The 16,973-nt window shown below is 69.8% G+C and carries 19 protein-coding genes; 14 read left to right on the forward strand and 5 right to left on the reverse strand.

Annotated features, from left to right (window positions below; translation table 11 throughout):
* Positions 1–241: 241 nt before the first annotated feature.
* Positions 242–1,147: a LysR family transcriptional regulator gene (locus tag ACQPYZ_RS07800; protein WP_433166689.1), complete on the reverse strand. Its 906-nt coding sequence runs from the start codon at positions 1,145–1,147 to the stop codon at positions 242–244.
* Positions 1,148–1,223: 76 nt separating this feature from the next.
* Between ACQPYZ_RS07800 and ACQPYZ_RS07805 the strand changes: the two genes are divergently transcribed.
* On the forward strand, positions 1,224–2,063 hold the full coding sequence (locus ACQPYZ_RS07805; RefSeq protein WP_433166691.1) for a CTP synthase C-terminal region-related (seleno)protein: 840 nt from the start codon (positions 1,224–1,226) through the stop codon (positions 2,061–2,063).
* Here ACQPYZ_RS07805 and ACQPYZ_RS07810 read toward each other — a convergent pair.
* From ACQPYZ_RS07810 to ACQPYZ_RS07820, 3 genes are all read right to left on the reverse strand, one after another.
* Positions 2,018–3,019, reverse strand: coding sequence for a Gfo/Idh/MocA family protein (locus tag ACQPYZ_RS07810; protein WP_433166693.1), 1,002 nt, complete (start codon positions 3,017–3,019; stop codon positions 2,018–2,020). The two genes, ACQPYZ_RS07805 and ACQPYZ_RS07810, sit on opposite strands and share 46 nt — an antisense overlap.
* Before the next feature lie 186 nt (positions 3,020–3,205).
* Positions 3,206–4,339: a phytanoyl-CoA dioxygenase family protein gene (locus ACQPYZ_RS07815; RefSeq protein ID WP_433166695.1), complete on the reverse strand. Its 1,134-nt coding sequence runs from the start codon at positions 4,337–4,339 to the stop codon at positions 3,206–3,208.
* Positions 4,340–4,364: 25 nt separating this feature from the next.
* Entirely contained in the window at positions 4,365–5,321 is a 957-nt protein-coding gene (locus tag ACQPYZ_RS07820) for a LacI family DNA-binding transcriptional regulator (RefSeq protein WP_433166697.1), read from the reverse strand.
* Positions 5,322–5,423: 102 nt separating this feature from the next.
* On the opposite strand from ACQPYZ_RS07820, the gene ACQPYZ_RS07825 reads away from it, so the two are divergent.
* The 13 genes from ACQPYZ_RS07825 (at position 5,424) to ACQPYZ_RS07885 (ending at position 15,845) form a co-directional block, all read left to right on the forward strand.
* Positions 5,424–6,452, forward strand: a complete 1,029-nt coding sequence (locus ACQPYZ_RS07825) for a Gfo/Idh/MocA family oxidoreductase (protein WP_433166699.1) — start codon at positions 5,424–5,426, stop codon at positions 6,450–6,452.
* Positions 6,449–7,222 carry a TIM barrel protein gene (locus ACQPYZ_RS07830; RefSeq protein WP_433166701.1) on the forward strand — a complete coding sequence of 258 codons (774 nt, stop codon included), beginning with the start codon at positions 6,449–6,451 and terminating at the stop codon, positions 7,220–7,222. Before ACQPYZ_RS07825 ends, ACQPYZ_RS07830 begins: the two co-directional genes overlap by 4 nt.
* A 53-nt stretch (positions 7,223–7,275) precedes the next feature.
* Positions 7,276–8,019 (forward strand): GntR family transcriptional regulator, encoded by a 744-nt coding sequence (locus tag ACQPYZ_RS07835; protein ID WP_433166703.1) that lies wholly within the window; start codon positions 7,276–7,278, stop codon positions 8,017–8,019.
* A 187-nt stretch (positions 8,020–8,206) separates the two neighbouring features.
* Positions 8,207–9,484: a CpaF family protein gene (locus ACQPYZ_RS07840; protein ID WP_433166705.1), complete on the forward strand. Its 1,278-nt coding sequence runs from the start codon at positions 8,207–8,209 to the stop codon at positions 9,482–9,484.
* The gene (locus tag ACQPYZ_RS07845) at positions 9,484–10,344 is read left to right on the forward strand and encodes a type II secretion system F family protein (protein WP_433166707.1); all 861 of its coding nucleotides are present in this window, start codon (positions 9,484–9,486) and stop codon (positions 10,342–10,344) included. Before ACQPYZ_RS07840 ends, ACQPYZ_RS07845 begins: the two co-directional genes overlap by 1 nt.
* 94 nt (positions 10,345–10,438) lie before the next feature.
* Entirely contained in the window at positions 10,439–11,377 is a 939-nt protein-coding gene (locus ACQPYZ_RS07850; protein ID WP_433166709.1) for a type II secretion system F family protein, read from the forward strand.
* A gap of 14 nt (positions 11,378–11,391) precedes the next feature.
* Entirely contained in the window at positions 11,392–11,589 is a 198-nt protein-coding gene (locus ACQPYZ_RS07855; RefSeq protein ID WP_433166711.1) for a hypothetical protein, read from the forward strand.
* Positions 11,590–11,642: 53 nt separating this feature from the next.
* The gene (locus ACQPYZ_RS07860) at positions 11,643–11,996 is read left to right on the forward strand and encodes a TadE/TadG family type IV pilus assembly protein (protein WP_433166713.1); all 354 of its coding nucleotides are present in this window, start codon (positions 11,643–11,645) and stop codon (positions 11,994–11,996) included.
* Entirely contained in the window at positions 11,993–12,538 is a 546-nt protein-coding gene (locus tag ACQPYZ_RS07865) for a hypothetical protein (RefSeq protein WP_433166715.1), read from the forward strand. The genes ACQPYZ_RS07860 and ACQPYZ_RS07865 overlap by 4 nt, the downstream gene beginning before the upstream one ends.
* A gap of 23 nt (positions 12,539–12,561) precedes the next feature.
* The gene (locus ACQPYZ_RS07870) at positions 12,562–12,960 is read left to right on the forward strand and encodes a pilus assembly protein TadG-related protein (RefSeq protein ID WP_433166717.1); all 399 of its coding nucleotides are present in this window, start codon (positions 12,562–12,564) and stop codon (positions 12,958–12,960) included.
* Positions 12,961–13,030: 70 nt separating this feature from the next.
* Positions 13,031–13,825 (forward strand): SDR family NAD(P)-dependent oxidoreductase, encoded by a 795-nt coding sequence (locus ACQPYZ_RS07875; protein ID WP_433166719.1) that lies wholly within the window; start codon positions 13,031–13,033, stop codon positions 13,823–13,825.
* A gap of 126 nt (positions 13,826–13,951) precedes the next feature.
* Positions 13,952–15,073 carry a peptide chain release factor 2 gene (prfB, locus tag ACQPYZ_RS07880; protein WP_433166721.1) on the forward strand — a complete coding sequence of 374 codons (1,122 nt, stop codon included), beginning with the start codon at positions 13,952–13,954 and terminating at the stop codon, positions 15,071–15,073.
* Positions 15,057–15,845 (forward strand): pentapeptide repeat-containing protein, encoded by a 789-nt coding sequence (locus ACQPYZ_RS07885; protein WP_433166723.1) that lies wholly within the window; start codon positions 15,057–15,059, stop codon positions 15,843–15,845. Before prfB ends, ACQPYZ_RS07885 begins: the two co-directional genes overlap by 17 nt.
* Positions 15,846–15,914: 69 nt before the next feature.
* Here the strand turns inward: ACQPYZ_RS07885 and ACQPYZ_RS07890 are convergent, their stop codons facing one another.
* Entirely contained in the window at positions 15,915–16,970 is a 1,056-nt protein-coding gene (locus ACQPYZ_RS07890; protein ID WP_433166725.1) for a glycoside hydrolase family 5 protein, read from the reverse strand.
* Positions 16,971–16,973 lie beyond the last annotated feature (3 nt).

Genomic DNA, 16,973 nt, shown 5'->3' on the forward strand with positions numbered 1-16,973 from the left:
CGCGCTCGGCTGGGGTTGGGGCTACGGCTGGGAGTGGGTTGGGGCTGCGGTTCGGTTGCGCTGCGGCTCGGGTTGAGGCTCGGCTCGGCTCGGCTCGGGTTGGGCTCGGCTCGGCTGGGGTTGGGGCTACGGCTGCGGCTGGGAGTGGGTTGGGCTGCGGGTCGAGGCTGGGGTTGGGCTGCGGCCCGGTTTGGGCGCCGGCCGGGCTTCTGGCTTGGCGTGGGCTGGGCTTCGGGCTGGGTCAGGGGTGGTTGAGGAGGGTGGCCAGGGCTGCGGCGGCGGTTGTGTCGAGGTGGCCGTGGAGCAGTTCGACGCGGTGGACGAGGCGGGGTGCGTCGATCGGGATCTTCGCGATGCCCGGAGGCACGTCGATCGACTCGGGGAGCACGGCCAGGCCGTGGCCGGCAGCCACCAGTTCCAGCAGCGTGAGTACGTCGGCGCCGGAGTACACCAGCGCTGCCCGCAGACCGTCGGTCTCGACGGCCGCGCGCAGATCGTCGAGCGGAGCGCTCACCGCAGGCGCATCGATCCAGCGCGCATCCACCAGCGCCGCCAGCCCGATCCGCCCACGCCCCGCCAGCCCGATCTGCCCGTGCCTTGCCATTGGGTGATCGGCTGGGACGACGACTGCCAGGCCTGACTGGGCGACCGCGGAGGTGCGGAGCAGGCCGACGTCCGGGAGCCGCAGCGGATCGCTGGGTGCGGCGATTCCGTCGACCAGACCGAGGTGAAACGCACCGGACGCGACGCCGCGGGCGACGTCCTCCCGTCCACCCACCTCGAATGTGACCGCGATCCCTGGCCTGATCCGCCTGAGCTGGGTCAGCGCGTGCGCAATCCGGCCGACACCGGCCAAGGGAGTGGTGGCGAAGACGAGTTCACCGGGCGGTTCGCCGACCACTCGGCGTACGTCGGCCCGCGCGGCCTCGATGCGGAGGAGGATCGCGCCGGCGTGCTCGAGCAGACGCTCGCCGGCCGGAGTCGGCGCGACCGGGCGACGGGTGAGGAGCGGGGTGCCGAAGGAGTTCTCGAGCGCGGCGATGTGCTGCGAGACGGCCGACTGGGTGTAACCGAGGTCCGCAGCCGCCGCCGAGAAGGAGCCACTCGACGCGACCGCGACGAAGGTGCGGAGCAGATGCGGATCCACGCGCATCAGTATCGCTTATGGACCATCCAGGAATCATCGTTGGTGCTGATCGGCCGCGACGCCGGAGGATGGAGGTATGACCATCCACGCGTACTCCGGCCGGATCGCCCTGGTCGGCGATCGTTCCCCGCACGTTCGCTCGCATCAGCGCGTGCCGCAAGTGCTCGAGCGGATGCGCGAGCGCGAGGGTCTCGACCTGGACGTGTACTGGGTCCCCACCGACGAGGTCGGCGCGATGGACGGGTTCGACGGGATCTGGGTCCTGCCGGGCAGCCCGTACCGGAGCGAGGCCGGTGCGATCAGCGCGATCCGGACGGCGCGGGAGCAGGGCATACCGTTCCTCGGCACGTGTGGCGGGTTCCAGCACGCGATGCTCGAGTATGCGCGGCACGTCTGCGGCGCGACCGGCGTACACCACGCGGAGAACACTCCGGATGCCGACGACCTGCTGATCGTCCCGCTGGCATGCTCACTGGACGGTCATGAGGCGGCGGTCGAGGTGCGGCCGGGCACGCTGGCCGGCCGGCTGCTCGGTGCGGAGCGGTCCACCGAGCGCTACCACTGCTCGTACGGACTCGCGCCCGGGCGACAGAGCCTGCTGGAGGAGCACGGGCTGGTGTTCAGCGCGTACGACGACGGCGCGCCGCGGGTCGCCGAGCTGCCCGCGCACCCGTTCTTCCTGGTCACGCTGTTCCAGCCCGAGCTGTCCGGTGACGGCACCCGCCCCCACCCGTTCATCCAAGCCTTCGCCCACGCAGCCGCCGCCCACGCCGGCCCCGCGCCGACCGCACGACCGGCAACGACCGCGCGACCGGCGCCGACCGCACGACCGGCAGCGACCGCGCGACCGGCGGCCACCGGGACGAACGGTCAGATCGTGGAGAGTGGGCGTGGGGCCATGCCGGCGTCGCGGTAGCAGGCGTCGATCAGCTCCATCGTCGCCAGCGCGTCGTCGGCGTCCGTGAGCACCGGCGCACCGTTACGCACCGCCGACGCGAACGCCTCCAGCTGATACGTGTACGACGACCGCGTGCCGAGGTGCTCGACCCAGGTGTCCTCCTTGGTCGTCACGATCACCCGGTCGTCGTTGTGCGGCAGCACGAAGAACGGCGCGAACGCCTCACCCCGCGTGCCGACCACCTTCAGGCTGAAGTCGACGTTCTCGGCCGCCATGCTGGTCCGGACGGCGCCAGTCGCACCGCTGGGGAACTCCAGGTCCGCGTTCAGCCACTCGTCCACACCGGGCAGTCGCTTGCGCTCACCGGCCCGCGCACTGATCAGCTTCGGCGCACCACCGGCGTACTGCGCGAGCATCCGCTGCGCGTGGATCGCGTAGCAGCCGACGTCCATCACCGCGCCACCCGCGAGCGGCAGTGACCAGCGCGGGTCGTCTTCCGCCGGCGGTGGCATCACCATGGTCGCCTCGACGTGCTGCAGCTCACCGAGCTCACCCTTCGCGAGCAGCTCCTGCAGCCGGCGCATCACCGGGTGGTACGCGTAGTGGAACGCCTCCATGAAGACCACGCCGCGCTCGCGGACGGCGTCACGGACCTCGAGCGCCTCGGCGGCGTTGCTCGCCGACGGCTTCTCGGTGAGCACATGTTTGCCGGCGGCAAGCGCCCGGAGGTTCCACGGGCCGTGCAGGCCGTTGGCCAGCGGGTTGTAGACCGCCTCGACCTCGGGGTCGTCGAGTACGTCCTGGTACGACGCGTGCACGCGTTCGACCTGGTGTTCCGCCGCGAACGCCTCGGCCCGGCCGGTGTCCCGGGCGGCGACCGCGACCAGCCGGGCCCCGGTCAGCCGGGCCGGCTCGACAATCGCCCGGCCGGCGATCCGGGCAGCCCCGAGAATCCCGATGCGCAGCGGTTCCATGCCTTCTCCTTCGATGGGGCGGCCGTACGGGCGGCGTACGGCAGGTCGGCTGAGTGGCGCGTTCCGCCGGTCAGCGTAACCTTCCGCTCCGCCGGCGAACGCGCCATCCTGCCTGACGATCCCCTGCCGGCGACAGCACCTGCCCGTGATCCGGACCGGGTTCACCGAAGGTTCACGGATTTGGTATCAGTGCGTCCGCCGGCGGCCGGCGTGCTCGGTCAGGGCCCGGTCGAGCTGTTCCGGGCTCCACGTCTCGGCGACGGCCTGGCGCAGTACGTCGGCCTGGGACTGCGGCGCGAGTCCACCGATCGGCTGGTCACGGTCGAGGTTGGTCGGGAAGGCGTAGCCCTCGGCGGTGGCGGCGATGACGTTGCCGACGGCCACCGGGTCGTTCTGCGCGAGCTCGAGCAGGACGGGGTAGACGGCCGAGGCCATCCGGGCCCGGTCGATGCTCTCCATCGCCCGGCCGAAGGCGGACGAGATCTGCAGCAGGTTCGCCATTCGCTTGATGTCCGTCGAGTGGTTGCTGCCCGCCGCGTGGAACAGCGCCGGGTTGAAGAAGACCACGTCGCCCTTCTCCAGCGGCAGTTTCACGTGGTGCTCGACGGAGTACTCGGAGAAATCGGGTCGCCGATAGGCCAGATAGCCGAGCTCGTACTTCTGCGAGTGCGGCAGGTACAGCGTCGGACCCGACTCGACCGGCATGTCGCAATGCGCCACCGCTCCCTGCAGCGTGAGTACGGCGGACAACCCGTGCACGTGGGCCGGGTACTGCGCCGCGACCTCGTCGGACTGGAATCCGAGGTGGTAGTCGCGGTGGACCGTCTGCCCCTCGCCACCCGGGTTCACCACGTTCACCTGTGAGGTCACCTGGTACGCCGGGCCGAGCCAGGCCGTGGCGACCAGGGCGAGCAGGTCGTTCGCGTAGTACGCGGCGAACACGCTGGGTGCGCCGACGGCCAGCTTCTCCAGGGCATTCCAGACCCGGTCGTTCGCGCCGGGTTTGGCGAAGTGGTCACCGGCCGCGGTCCCCGACCGGCGCTGCTCGTCGATCAGCCGGTTGTACTCCGCCGTCGTCGCGTCCACCACCTCGTTGCCGAAGGCGCCCTTCAGGACGACGATGCCGGGGCCGGCCCCGAACGCGCGGACGAACTCGGACTGCACCGTCCGCGGATCCGCGGCCCGCAGCCGCGCGGCGTCGTACACCGGGACCTGCTGCTCGATCCGCTCGGCGAGCGGGTAATCGGTCGCGTCGGTCTGGTCCTTGAGGACGGTCAGCAGGTCGTCGAGGCGGACCTCGTCGGGGTTCAGCCAGGTCATCGCGGTGGCCCCTCTCGCGTGGGATTCAGGTCTTCCGAAGCAGGAGGTCCGGGCTGATGACGACCTCCCGCGGTGAGCGGTCGTCGCAGGTGGCGAGGTCGAGCGCGGCGGACGCCAGCCCGTGGGCGTTCTGGGCGATTGTCGACAATTGGATGTGGTCCAGGCGGGACGGCGTGGAGTCGTCGTACCCGATGATCGAGATGTCCTCGGGGACCTGACGTCCGCTCGCCCGGAGCGTGTGCAGGAGGCCGATTCCGCACGCATCGTTGAATGCGGCAACAGCCGTGACGTCACCGGGAAGCCGGTGTGCTGCCTCGGTGCCCGCCGACTCGGTCGGTCCGCCAGGAATGACCGCTGGACTGAGCCCTGCGCGCCGCATCGCCTGAACGTAGGCAGTACGGCGCTCTGCCGCGCCCGGCGCTCGGGCGCCGTCCACATGGGCGATCCGGGTGTGGCCGAGCGACAGGAGGTGCTCCACGGCCAGACGCGACCCGGCTGCATCATCCGTGCGTACGACGTGCACGCCGGGCGCACGGACCTTCCGCGCGACGACAACTGTCGGTTGCGCGTCGGCGAGCGCGGACAGGGCAGGCGCGGACGACGTAGGCCCTACAAGCACGACTGACTCGCATCGGTAGTCCAGCAGCGACTGGATCGCGGCCGACTCGCGCCGGCGGCCAGTGACTGCGCTGAGCGTGAGGTTGTAGCCCAGCGACTCGGCGGCGGGATAGAGCGCCTCGATCAGGTCGCCGTGGAACGGGTACCGCACGTCAAAGGCCACACCGATCAGCCGGGTGCGCTGCCTGCTGCCGAGCAGCCGGGCCCGGTGGTCCGGTCGGTAGCCGAGCTCGTCGCCGGCCGCGAGCACCCGGGCGCGGGTCTCCTCGCTCGCCCCCGGCGCGCTTCGGTAGACGATCGACACCAGCGCCCGGGACACACCGGCGCGCGCGGCGACGTCCTCCATCGTCGGTCGGCCGTTCATCTCACCAGGTCTCCTCGGCGTCTTGACCGAGACCATCAAAGCAGTGTTCGCTAGCTCCTGACTAGAGCGCTCTAGTTCTCGATCGGCGGGAGGGGTGGACGGATGCGCAACGACCACGGACTGCGGGTGGTGCGACTCGGGCTGATCGGGGCCGGCCGGATCGGCACGATGCATGCCCGGAACATCGCCCGCCACGTCCCCGCGGCCGAGCTGACCGCGGTCGCCGACGCCCGACCGGAAGCGGCACAGAAGCTCGCCGGCAGGTACGAGGCCGACGCTCGCGACGTCGACGGCGTGCTCAAGGACCCCGAGATCGACGGCGTGGTGATCACGACGATCCCCGACGTCCACGAGGAGCTGATCGTCCGGGCGGCCGAGGCTGGGAAGCCGGTCTGGTGCGAGAAGCCGGCCTCGCTGACACCGGCGGAGCTGGACCGGGCGATCGCGGCGACCGAGCGGGCCGGCGTGCCGTTCCAGGTCGGCTTCAACCGCAGGTTCGCCCGCGACTTCGCCGCCGCGCGGAAGGCGATCGAGGACGGCGGGATCGGCACACCACAGTTGATGCGGTCGATCACCCGCGATCCCGGTCGGCCGGAGGGCCTCGGGACGGCGGCTGCCGGGATCCGGCCGTGGACGATCTTCCGCGAGACGCTGATCCACGACTTCGACACGCTGCTCTGGCTCAATCCGGGCGCGCGACCGGTCGAGGTCTACACGAAGGCGGATGCCCTGGTCGCTCCGGAGTACAAGGAGAACGGGCTGCTCGACACCGCGGTCGTGGTGATTACGTTCGACAACGGCGCGATCGCGACCGCCGAGGCGAACTTCTCCGCGCTGTACGGGTACGACGTCCGCGGCGAGGTCTTCGGCAGCAAGGGAATGGTGGTCGCCGGACGGCTGGACAGCACACCGATGGTGCAATACCGCGTCGACGGATCGCATCAGTGCACCGTGCGCAGCGACGAGGAGCTTTTCCGTGACGCCTACGTCCAGGAGCTCGCCGAATTCGCCGAGGTGGTCCGCGGAAACGCCGTACCGGCGGTGACCGGAGCGGATGCGCGGAATGCGCTGGAGGTCGCAACGGCGGCGATCACGTCGTACCAGGAAAGCCGGCCGGTGGTGATCGGATGAGGCTTGCCGTCTGTGCCGAAATGGTCTTCACCGACCTGCCGTTCGTGGAACGGGTGGAACGCATTCACGCCGCCGGATTCGACGTCGAGTTGTGGAACTGGACGACCAAGGACATTGCCGGGCTGAAGAAGACCGGCGCCGTTTTCTCGTCGATGACGGGCTACATCGCCGGTTCGCTCACCCACGATCAGGACCGGCTGCTGGAAACCGCTGAACAGTCGATCCACACCGCCCTGGAGCTGGGCATCCCGCGGCTCAACCTGCACGGGACCGAGCTGGACGATCGCGGGTTGCCGGTGATTCCGCAGTACGTCGTCACCGGCTCGGACTGGCTCACCGCCGCGCGCACGCTGGAAAGGCTGGCGGAACTCGCGGAGCGGTACGACGTGATGTTCGTCCTGGAGAACCTGAACGCCGAGGTCGACCATCCCGGCGTGCCGTTCGGGAAAGCGGCCGACACGCTCGCGCTGGTGAAAGCGGTCGACCACCCGCGGATCCGGCTGATGCTCGACCTGTATCACGCGCAGGTCGGCGAGGGGAATCTGATCGCGTTGATCGGCAAGGCTTTCCCGTACCTCGGGGAGGTCCAGGTGGCCGACGTCCCCGGTCGCTGTGAACCGGGGACGGGCGAGATCAACTACCCGGCGATCGCGGCCGCGCTGCGAAAGCACGGGTACGACGGCACGGTCGGTCTCGAGGCGTACGCCGCGGAGAACAGTGATCTCGCGCTCAAGCGTTTCCGGGAAGCGTTCACAAAGGAAGGAATCTGATCAAATCAGGGTGGTGGGTCGACGGATCCCGGTGAAAGCTTCAGGATGTGCCCATGAGTACCGTGCAGGTCCGGGTCGATCGGAACAGCCGTACGCCGTTGCACGTGCAGTTGGCGCAGCAACTGGAGGCGGCGATCCAGGGTGGGGAGCTGCCGGTCGGCTCACGGCTGAGCAACGAGGTCGACCTGGCGGAGGCGTACGGACTGAGCCGGCCGACCGTCCGGCAGGCGATCGCCCGGCTGGTCGACCAGGGCCTGCTCGTCCGCAAGCGCGGCGTCGGCACGCAGGTGGTCGGCAACTCGGGTCAGGTACGACGGTCACTCGAGCTCACGAGCCTGTACGACGACCTGGCCGCCGCGCACCGCAAGCCGCAGACCGACGTACTGCGGTTCGGAATCTCACCTGCCGCCGCAGACGTCGCCACTGCCCTGCAGATCGAGCAGGGGGACCGGGTGCTCAGGCTGGAGCGGCTGCGCCGGGCTGATGGCGAGCCGCTCGCACTCATGCGCAACTGGCTCCCGCCGGACCTGCTGGAGACGGATCCGGCGACGCTGGCGGAGCGCGGGCTGTACGCGTTGCTGCGTGCGGAGGGGGTGCGGCTGAAGGTCGCGCACCAGACCATCTCGGCGCTGCCGGCGACCACCGAGCAGGCTCGGCTGTTGTCCGAGGAGCCGGGCGTCCCGCTGCTGGCGACCAACCGGATCACGTACGACGACCACGGCCAGCCGGTCGAGTACGGCTCGCACCTCTTCCGCGCGAGCCGGTACGCGTTCGAACACACGCTCGTCCACCGCTGATTCGTTGCAACAAGCTGCAATCGTGTAGCTCCGGCGGTGAGCTCACGGATACCCTCGGTGAGCCTCCCGGATGTCACGGTTGTCCACAGGTGGCCGGGATCGAGTGGCGCGGCCGGCTCCGCGGTTGAAAGGATAGTCGCGCATGGTGACCGAGCGGTCGCCAGACGGGACACACACGGGGAGACGGATGACAGCCGACAGACTCGCCGCGCGCCGGTCGGGCTGGGACGGCGCCGTCGACATCATCGACGCCCAGGTGCGCGACGTCGTCCGCCGCGAAGGCATCGACCCGCTCCGGGACCCGGGCTCGGTCAGCGCGATCGTCGCCACCGTCGTCCGGGAGTACGACGAGCGCAGTCTGACCGGGGTGGTCCCGCCGATCGGCGACGTGGAGGCGGTCAGCCGGGAGGTGCACGACCGCGTCGCCGGCTTCGGTCCGCTCCAGCGGTACCTGGACGATCCCGCGGTCGAGGAGATCTGGATCAACGAGCCGTCGCGGGTCTTCATCGCCCGGGAGGGCCGGCACGAGCTGACCACGACCGTGCTGACCGAGGAGGAGGTCAGCGACCTGGTCGAGCGGATGCTGAAGACGACCGGCCGGCGGATCGACGTCTCCCAGCCGTTCACGGACGCGCGGTTGCCCGACGGGAGCCGGGTGCACATCGTGCTCGGCGGGATCACGCAGAAGCATGCCGCGATCAACATCCGGAAGTTCACCGTGCGGGCGACGCGGCTGAGTGATCTGGTCGCGCTCGGGTCGCTGACACCGCACGCAGCCGCGGTGCTGGATGCCGCGGTCGCCTGCGGGCTGAACATCCTGGTCTCCGGCGGGACGCAGGCCGGCAAGACGACGATGCTGAACGCGCTGGCCGGGTCCATCCCGGGCAGCGAGCGGGTGATCAGTTGCGAGGAGGTCTTCGAGATCAAGCTGCCGATTCCCGACTGGGTGTCGATGCAGACGCGGCAGGCCGGTCTCGAGGGCACCGGCGAGGTCCGGTTGCGCGACCTGGTCAAGGAGTCGCTGCGGATGCGGCCGTCCCGGGTGATCGTGGGTGAGGTCCGCGGCGAGGAGTGCCTGGATCTCCTGCTGGCGTTGAACAGCGGGCTTCCCGGCATGTGTACGATCCACGCGAACTCGGCCCGCGAGGCGCTGATCAAGATGTGCACGCTGCCGCTGCTGGCGGGCGAGAACATCGGCTCCCGGTTCGTGCTGCCGACGGTCGCCGGCTGCGTCGATCTCGTCGTACACCTAGGCATCGGGCCTGACGGGCAGCGGCGGGTGCGGGAGATCGTGGCGGTCAGCGGGCGGATCGAGGAGCAGGCGATCGAGACCGAGACGTTGTTCGGGACCTACGACGGCCACCTGCGCCGGGCCGAGGGTCAGCTGCCGCATCCGGAGCGGTTCCAGCAGGCGGGGTACTCCGTGGCCGGGCTGCTCACCGAGTTGCCGCGAGGGGTGGGCTGATGGGGCTGCTGCTGGGGCTGTTCTTCGGGATCGGCCTGCTGCTGATCATCTGGACGTTCGTGGTGCCGCCCGAGGACGGGCCGGCCGGCGACGGGCGGTTGATCGCGCGCAGCCGGGATCTGCTCGCGAGTGCGGGTGTCGAGGGTGTGACGCCGGGCGCGTTCATCGGGGCGTGCGTGATCACGGGCTTGGCCGGGTCCGTGGTGATGTTCGCGGTGTCGGGGGCATGGCCGATCGGTGTCGTGTTCGGGCTGATGGCGGGCGGGTTGCCGATCGCGTTGCTGCGGAGCCGGGCGCGGAAGCGGCTCGCCGAGTTCCGGGAGCTGTGGCCGGACGTGGTGGACAACATCGCGTCCGCCGTACGGGCCGGGTTGTCGTTGTCGGAGGCGCTGGCGCAGGTGGGTGAGCGAGGGCCGCTGCCGTTGCGCGAGCCGTTCCGGCGGTTCGGTGCGGACTACGCGTCGACCGGGCGGTTCGCCGACTCGCTCGACCGGTTGAAGGCGCGGCTGGCGGATCCCGTCGGGGACCGGGTGGTCGAGGCGTTGCGGATCGCCCGCGAGGTCGGTGGTGGTGATCTCGGGCGGTTGCTGCGTTCGCTGTCGACGTTCCTGCGCGACGACGCCCGCACGCGATCGGAGCTCGAGTCCCGGCAGTCCTGGTCGGTCAACGGTGCCCGCGTCGCCGTCGCGGCGCCGTGGCTCGTCCTTGCGCTGCTCTCCTTCCAGGGCGACGTCATCCAGCGCTACAACACCCCGCTCGGCGCGCTCATCATCGCGATCGGCGCCGGGGTCTGCCTGATCGCCTACCGGGTCATGCTCCGCATCGGCCGCCTCCCCGAGCCCGAACGAGTCCTCCGATGACGCCCACCTACACAACCGCAGATGGCGTGTGCTGCCGGTTGACGACCACGTTGTCGACGAGCGTCGTACCAGCTGGGAAGAGGTGGGAGCTGGGATGAGTCCACTGGTGCTGGGGGCGCTGCTGGGCGGAGGGTTCGGGCTGGGGTTGTTGCTGGTGGTCCGGCGGTTGCCGGTCTTGCGGCGGCCTTCGGTCGACGACCGGGTCGCGCCGTACTTGCGCGATCTCGGTGGGGCGGACGTGTTTCTCGGGGTGGTCGACTCGAGTTCGCCGTTCTACGCGATCCTGCGGTTGTTCGGGCCGACGTTGCGGGCCGGCGCGACCAGGCTGGAGCGGCTGCTCGGAGGGGCCGGTTCGATCCGTCGGCGGTTGTCGCGGGCGGGGATCGAGCGGACGGTCGAGGAGTTCCGGATCGAGCAGTTGCTGTGGGGGACGGCCTGCTTCGGGTTCGCCCTGGTGGTGTCGGTCGTCGCGATGTCCTTCGGCGTCGGCAACCCGATCGGGATGCTGCTGTTCTGCGGGCTGCTAGGCGTCCTCGGAGTGCTTGCCCGAGACACCTATCTGAGCACGCAAGTACGGCGCCGTGAGCGCCGGCTGCTCGCCGAGCTGCCGACGGTCGCGGAGTTGCTGGCCCTGTCGGTCGCGGCCGGCGAGGGCCCGGCCGCCGCGCTCGACCGGGTCGCGCGCTCGTGCCGGGGCGAGCTCGCCGAGGAGCTGAAGCGGGTGCTGGGCGAGACCCGCGCGGGTGAGACGCTGGTCCGCGCCCTCGACGGCCTGGCGGACCGGACCGGCCTGCTGGCGCTGTCACGGTTCGCGGACGGCCTCGCGGTCGCACTCGAACGCGGTACCCCGCTGGCCGACGTACTGCGGGCACAGGCGGGAGACATTCGTGAGGCCGGGCGGCGCGAGTTGATCGAGTCCGGCGCGCGCCGCGAAGTCGCCATGATGATCCCGGTGGTGTTCCTCGTGCTGCCCGTGACCATCGCTTTCGCCTTCTATCCAGGCGCTGTCGGAATCCGGCTGATCGCCGGATGAACTGAGGAGAGGTCATGCCGTTACTGCTGACGAAGTTGTTCGTGGCGCTGGTGCTGGCGCCACGCCCCGCGCGGAAGGAGCGCGGCGACGTCCCCGGCTGGGTGCTCATCACCGTGATGACCGCCGGCCTGGTCGTCGCCATCTGGGCCGTCGCCGGCCCCGCCCTCTCCCGAATGCTGCAGGACGCCCTGAACTCCGTCACCAACAAGTGATCCCACCACGCCACCACCGAGCAGGCCGTCGCCGGAGTGAGCAGGGGGCGGCTGTGGTGGAGTTCGTGCTGGTGTCGATGCTGGTGGTGCCGCTGTTCCTCGGGATCCTGCAGCTCGGGTTCTATCTGTACGTGCGCAACACGGTGGTTGCCGCGGCGTCGGAGGGGGCGCACTACGCGGCGGTGCTGAACCGGGAGCCTGCCGACGGTGAGGCGCGCACGCGTGAGCTCGTGGACGGTGTGGTGAACGACCGGCTGGTCGACTCTGTGCGGGCGGAGTCGACCGATATCGAGGGCCAGCCCGGGGTGCGGGTCGTGGTGACGGCACATATGCCGGCGCTCGGCCTGTGGGGACCCGCCGTCGAGTTCACCGTCCAAGGCCACGCCGTGAAGGAGACCGGCGAATGAGCCGTCGGCGGTGGGGTGGCAGGACGCGTCCGGTAGGCGGGCACTGGCGGGCGGGGCACTGGCGGGCGGCGTGGTGGCGCTGGGGTGGTTGGCGACGCGGGGTGGAGGGTGAGCGGGGGAGTGCGGTGGTGGAGTTCTCGTGGTTGGCGTTGTTGCTGATGGTTCCGTTGGTCTACGCGATGCTGGCGGTGTTCGACGTCCAGCGGGCGTCGTACGGCGCGACGGCGGCGACCCGGGCGGCCGGGCGGGCGTTCATCATCGTGCCGGCCGGGCTGTCGGAGGACCAGGCGCGGGCGCGGGCGTTCGAGGCGGCGCGGCTGGCGATGAAGGACCAGGGGATGGAGCTGACCTCGGACCAGTTGTCGATCACCTGCAACCCCGCCTGCCTGGAGCCCGGCTCGACGGTCACGGTGACCCTCGACACCGCCGTACCACTGCCACTCATCCCCGACGCGCTCGGCGGGCAGCCGCCGGCCGTTCACATCAGCGCGTCGCACACCGAGCCGTACGGCGACTACCGCGAAGCCAAGGGCGACGGATGAGGCCGCGCAACGAGCAGGGACAGATGACTGTCCTGATCATCGGGTTCATGGCGATCATCCTGCTGATGGTGGTCGTGGTCACCGACATCTCGAAGGTGTTCCTGGTACGGCGCGACCTCGACGCGACCGCGGACGGCGCCGTGCTCGCGGCGGCCAACGGCCTCGCGGCGATCTACGCCCAGCCGGCCGCGGACGGGAACGCCGAGCTCGATCCGGACGAGGCCCGCCGGCTGACCGCGGAGTACCTCGACCAAGTTGCCGCCAGCAACAGGTTCGACGGCCTGGACTGGTCGGCCGACGTCACCGGTACGACGGTCACCGTACGCCTCACGTCCTCGGTCGACCTGCCGTTCGAACCACCTGGCTGGCAGGGCTCCGCCGACATCGCCTCCGAAGCAGCCGCCATCGTCCCCATCCGGTAGCTGCGACACCTCCGCGGACGTTCGGCGTGGAGGGCGGTTCTGGTTGGGGGTGTCGGGCACTGTGGGGTGCATGCAGATTGAGCTGAGTGGGCGGCGGGCGTTGGTGTCGGGGTCCAGCCAGGGGATCGGGCTGGCGATCGCCACGGAGTTGGCGCGCGCCGGCGCCGCGGTCGTGGTGAACGGGCGCGGTGCGGACAAGACGAACGCCGCCGCGGACGAGGTCCGAAAGGAGGTGCCCGGCGCCGAGGTGACCGCGGTGGCCGCGGACCTCGCGTCGGCCGAGGGCGCCGAGGCGTTGCGGGAGCAGGTCGGTGAGCTGGACATCCTGGTCAACAACCTGGGGATCTTCGGGGCGAAGCCGGTGCTCGAGATCGACGACGACGAGTGGCGGCGGTACTTCGAGGTGAACGTGCTGTCCGCGGTCCGGCTGATCCGGATGTACCTGCCGGGGATGATGGAGCGCGGGTTCGGCCGGGTGATGAACATCGCCAGCGACTCCGCGGTGGTGACGCCGCTGGAGATGGTGCACTACGGGATGACGAAGACGGCGCTGCTCGCGGTCACCCGCGGGTACGCGAAGGCGGCCGCGGGGACCGGCGTGACGGTCAACTCGGTGATGGCCGGGCCGACGCACACGCCGGGGGTGGAGGACTTCGTGCACGAGCTCGTCGGCGACGACCTGCCGTGGGACGAGGCGCAACGCCGGTTCATGAAGGAGCACCGGCCGTACTCGCTGATCCAGCGCCTGATCGAGCCGCCGGAGATCGGCAACCTGGTCGTGTACCTCAGCTCCGAGCTGGCCTCGGCGACCACCGGCGGCGCCGTCCGCGTCGACGGCGGCTACGTCGACTCGATCCTGCCCTGACCGACGAGACGAGCCCGCGGTGGACGTGACCACACTCCGAGCAGGCATCACACTGGGTGACGAGGCGACCGGGAGCGCCCGCGCCTTTTAACGGCAAGGGCGCACTTGCGGGTAGTCTGCTTGGTTGTGGCTGGACTGGATTTTGACGCCGAGCTCAAGCAGCTCGACGCGACGCTGACCTCGATCGAGAAGGTGCTCGATCTCGACGCCCTGCGCAAGGAGATCGCCGACCTCGGCGAGCAGGTCGCCGCGCCCGACCTGTGGGACGACCAGGCGAACGCGCAGAAGGTGACGTCGCGGCTGTCCAGCCTGCAGGCCGACCTGGAGCGGGTGACCGCGCTGCGCGGCCGGATCGACGACCTCGGTGTCCTGGTCGAGCTCGGCCGCGAGGAGAACGACGCGGACAGCCTGGCCGAGGCCGAGAAGGAGATCGGTGCGCTCAGCAGGGCGATCCAGTCGCTCGAGGTCCGCACGCTGCTGTCGGGTGAGTACGACGAGCGTGAGGCACTCGTCACGATCCGTTCCGGCGCGGGCGGCGTGGATGCGGCGGACTTCGCCGAGATGCTGCAGCGGATGTACTTGCGCTGGGCCGAGCGCCACGGGTACGGCACCGAGGTCTACGACACGTCGTACGCCGAAGAGGCCGGGATCAAGTCGACCACGTTCGCGGTCAAGGCGCCGTACGCGTACGGGACGCTGAGTGTCGAGTCCGGGACGCATCGCCTGGTCCGGATCTCGCCGTTCGACAACCAGGGCCGGCGGCAGACGTCGTTCGCCGCGGTCGAGGTGGTCCCGGTGCTCGAGCAGACCGACGAGATCGACGTACCCGAGGAAGAGCTGCGGATCGACGTGTACCGGTCGTCCGGGCCGGGTGGTCAGAGCGTCAACACGACCGACTCCGCCGTCCGGATCACGCACATCCCGACCGGCACGGTGGTCTCCTGCCAGAACGAGAAGTCCCAGCTGCAGAACAAGGCCAGCGCGATGGTCATCCTGAAGGCGAAGCTGCTCGCGCTGAAGAAGGCCGAGGAGCGGGCGCAACTCGACGCGCTGCGTGGCGACGTGCAGGGCTCGTGGGGTGACCAGATGCGGTCCTACGTGCTGCACCCGTACCAGATGGTCAAGGACCTGCGGACGCAGTACGAGTCGGGGAACACCTCCGGGGTCTTCGACGGCGAGATCGACGACTTCGTCGAGGCCGGCATCCGCTGGCGTCGTACCGGCCAGACGGTTGCCGAACAGAACTGACCTCAGAGCCGACTGCAGCAGGTGCTTCGGCCTCTGCTGCGTCGCGCTGGCGTTCAGCAAGTCGGCGGACTTCGCGATCGACAAGTCCGCCGGTGAGCCCTGTCCGAACCTCGATGACGGCTTCCGCTGCACGATCCACAGCACGCTGCGGCCGGCAGGCTTCCAGGGCTGCACGGTCTACGACTGCTTCGGGGCCGGTCAGGAGATCTCGCGCCGGGCGGGGACGAGTTGGCGCGAGCAGCCGGGACAGGAGATGTTCGCGGCGCTGCCGATCCTGCGGCAGCTGCACGAGCTGCTGTGGTATCTGACGGAAGCCCTTGAGCACAAGGCGTTCGAGGACGAGTTGACCGCCGCGATCGCGCGCGTGGAAGAGGTCAGTCGTACGGCGGACCTGACAGCCGTCGACGTGATGGCGGAGCGGGCGGCCGTCAACGAGTTGCTGCTGCAGACCAGCCGGCTCGTCCGCGGAAAGCAACCGAAGAAGAAGGAACGCCGTGGCGCTGATCTGATCGGAGCGCGCCTGCGGGGCGCGGACCTGTGCAAGGCCAACCTTCGCGGTGCCTACCTGATCGGCGCGGACCTCCGCGGCGCGGACCTGCGCCAGGCCGACCTGATCGGCGCGGATCTCCGGGACGCCGACGTCCGCGGCGCGGATCTCACCGGCGCTCTCTTCCTCACCCAGTCCCAACTGAACGCCGCCCGCGGCGACCGCACCACGAAGATCCCGCAAGCCCTCACCCGCCCGACCCACTGGACCACGCTCACCACGTGACCGGCGGGGACAGCAACGAGGGCACGGAGTGAGCTCCGTGCCCTCGTTCCTCCCAGTGCTGAGGGGCGGTCAGCCGACCGGGGTGCGGAAGTTGTCCGGGGTGCGGATCCGGTCGCGGACCCAGACGCCGGCCGGCTTCAGCACCGACGTCCCCGTGAAGTTGTTGCCGGCGCACACGTTCTGCTTGAAGACCGCGCCGGAGCGGAAGTCGTCGGAGAAGTTCCAGTTGGTCCAGCCGATCTTCTTGCTGGCCAGGAAGTCCAGGTACTTCTGCGACCAGGTGAAGTCGTTGCCGCCGTCACCGGTGTAGGTCTGGGTGCCGAACTCGGTGACGAACAGCGGGAGCTTGTCCGCGGCCCGTGACAGGGCGTCGAAGTACACCTGCTGGTGCGAGGCGGCGTAGAAGTGGAACGTGTACATCAGGTTGGACGCGTTGACCGGATTGTTGACGATGTCGGCCTCGCTGCGTCCGTCGGAGACGCCGAGGGAGGCCCAGCCGTGGGTGCCGACGAAGATCACGCTGTCGGGGTCCTTGGCGCGGATCACCGGCACCATCTGCTCGGCGTACGACTTGATGCCGGCCCAGCTGACGTTGTTCGGCTCGTTGGCGATGTCGTAGATGATGTTGTTCTTGTTCTTGTGCCGGTCGGCGATCTCGGTGAAGAACGTCTTCGCCAGGGAGAGGTTGTAGTTCGGGTCGCCCGGGTCGAGCTGGTGCCAGTCGACCAGCGCGTACATGCCGCGCCGGGTGGCTTCCTCGATGTAGCCGTGCACCATGTCGGTGAACCGGCGCGGGTCGGTCTCGTAGCCGCCCTCCTGTACGTAGAGCGAGATGCGCAGGATGTCGGCGTTCCAGTCGTAGGCGAGGGCGTCCAGCGACGCGGTCTTCACGCACTGGGAGTACCACTGGATGCCGTGGGTGCTCATGCCGCGCAGCTGGACCGGCTGCCCGTGCTGATTGCAGAGCTTGGTGCCGCAGACGCGCAACTGCCCGTTGATCGAGACCGGCGTCTCAGCTGCGGGCGCGGATGGTGCGTCCGGTACGACAGGAGCCGCTGACACCGGAGTGGTCGGGACGAGGGTGGCTACGGCCAGCAGAACGCCGGTCGCCAGGGAGCGGATCATGAA

The sequence above is a fragment of the Kribbella sp. CA-247076 genome, from assembly GCF_050942445.1.
GTDB lineage: Bacteria > Actinomycetota > Actinomycetes > Propionibacteriales > Kribbellaceae > Kribbella.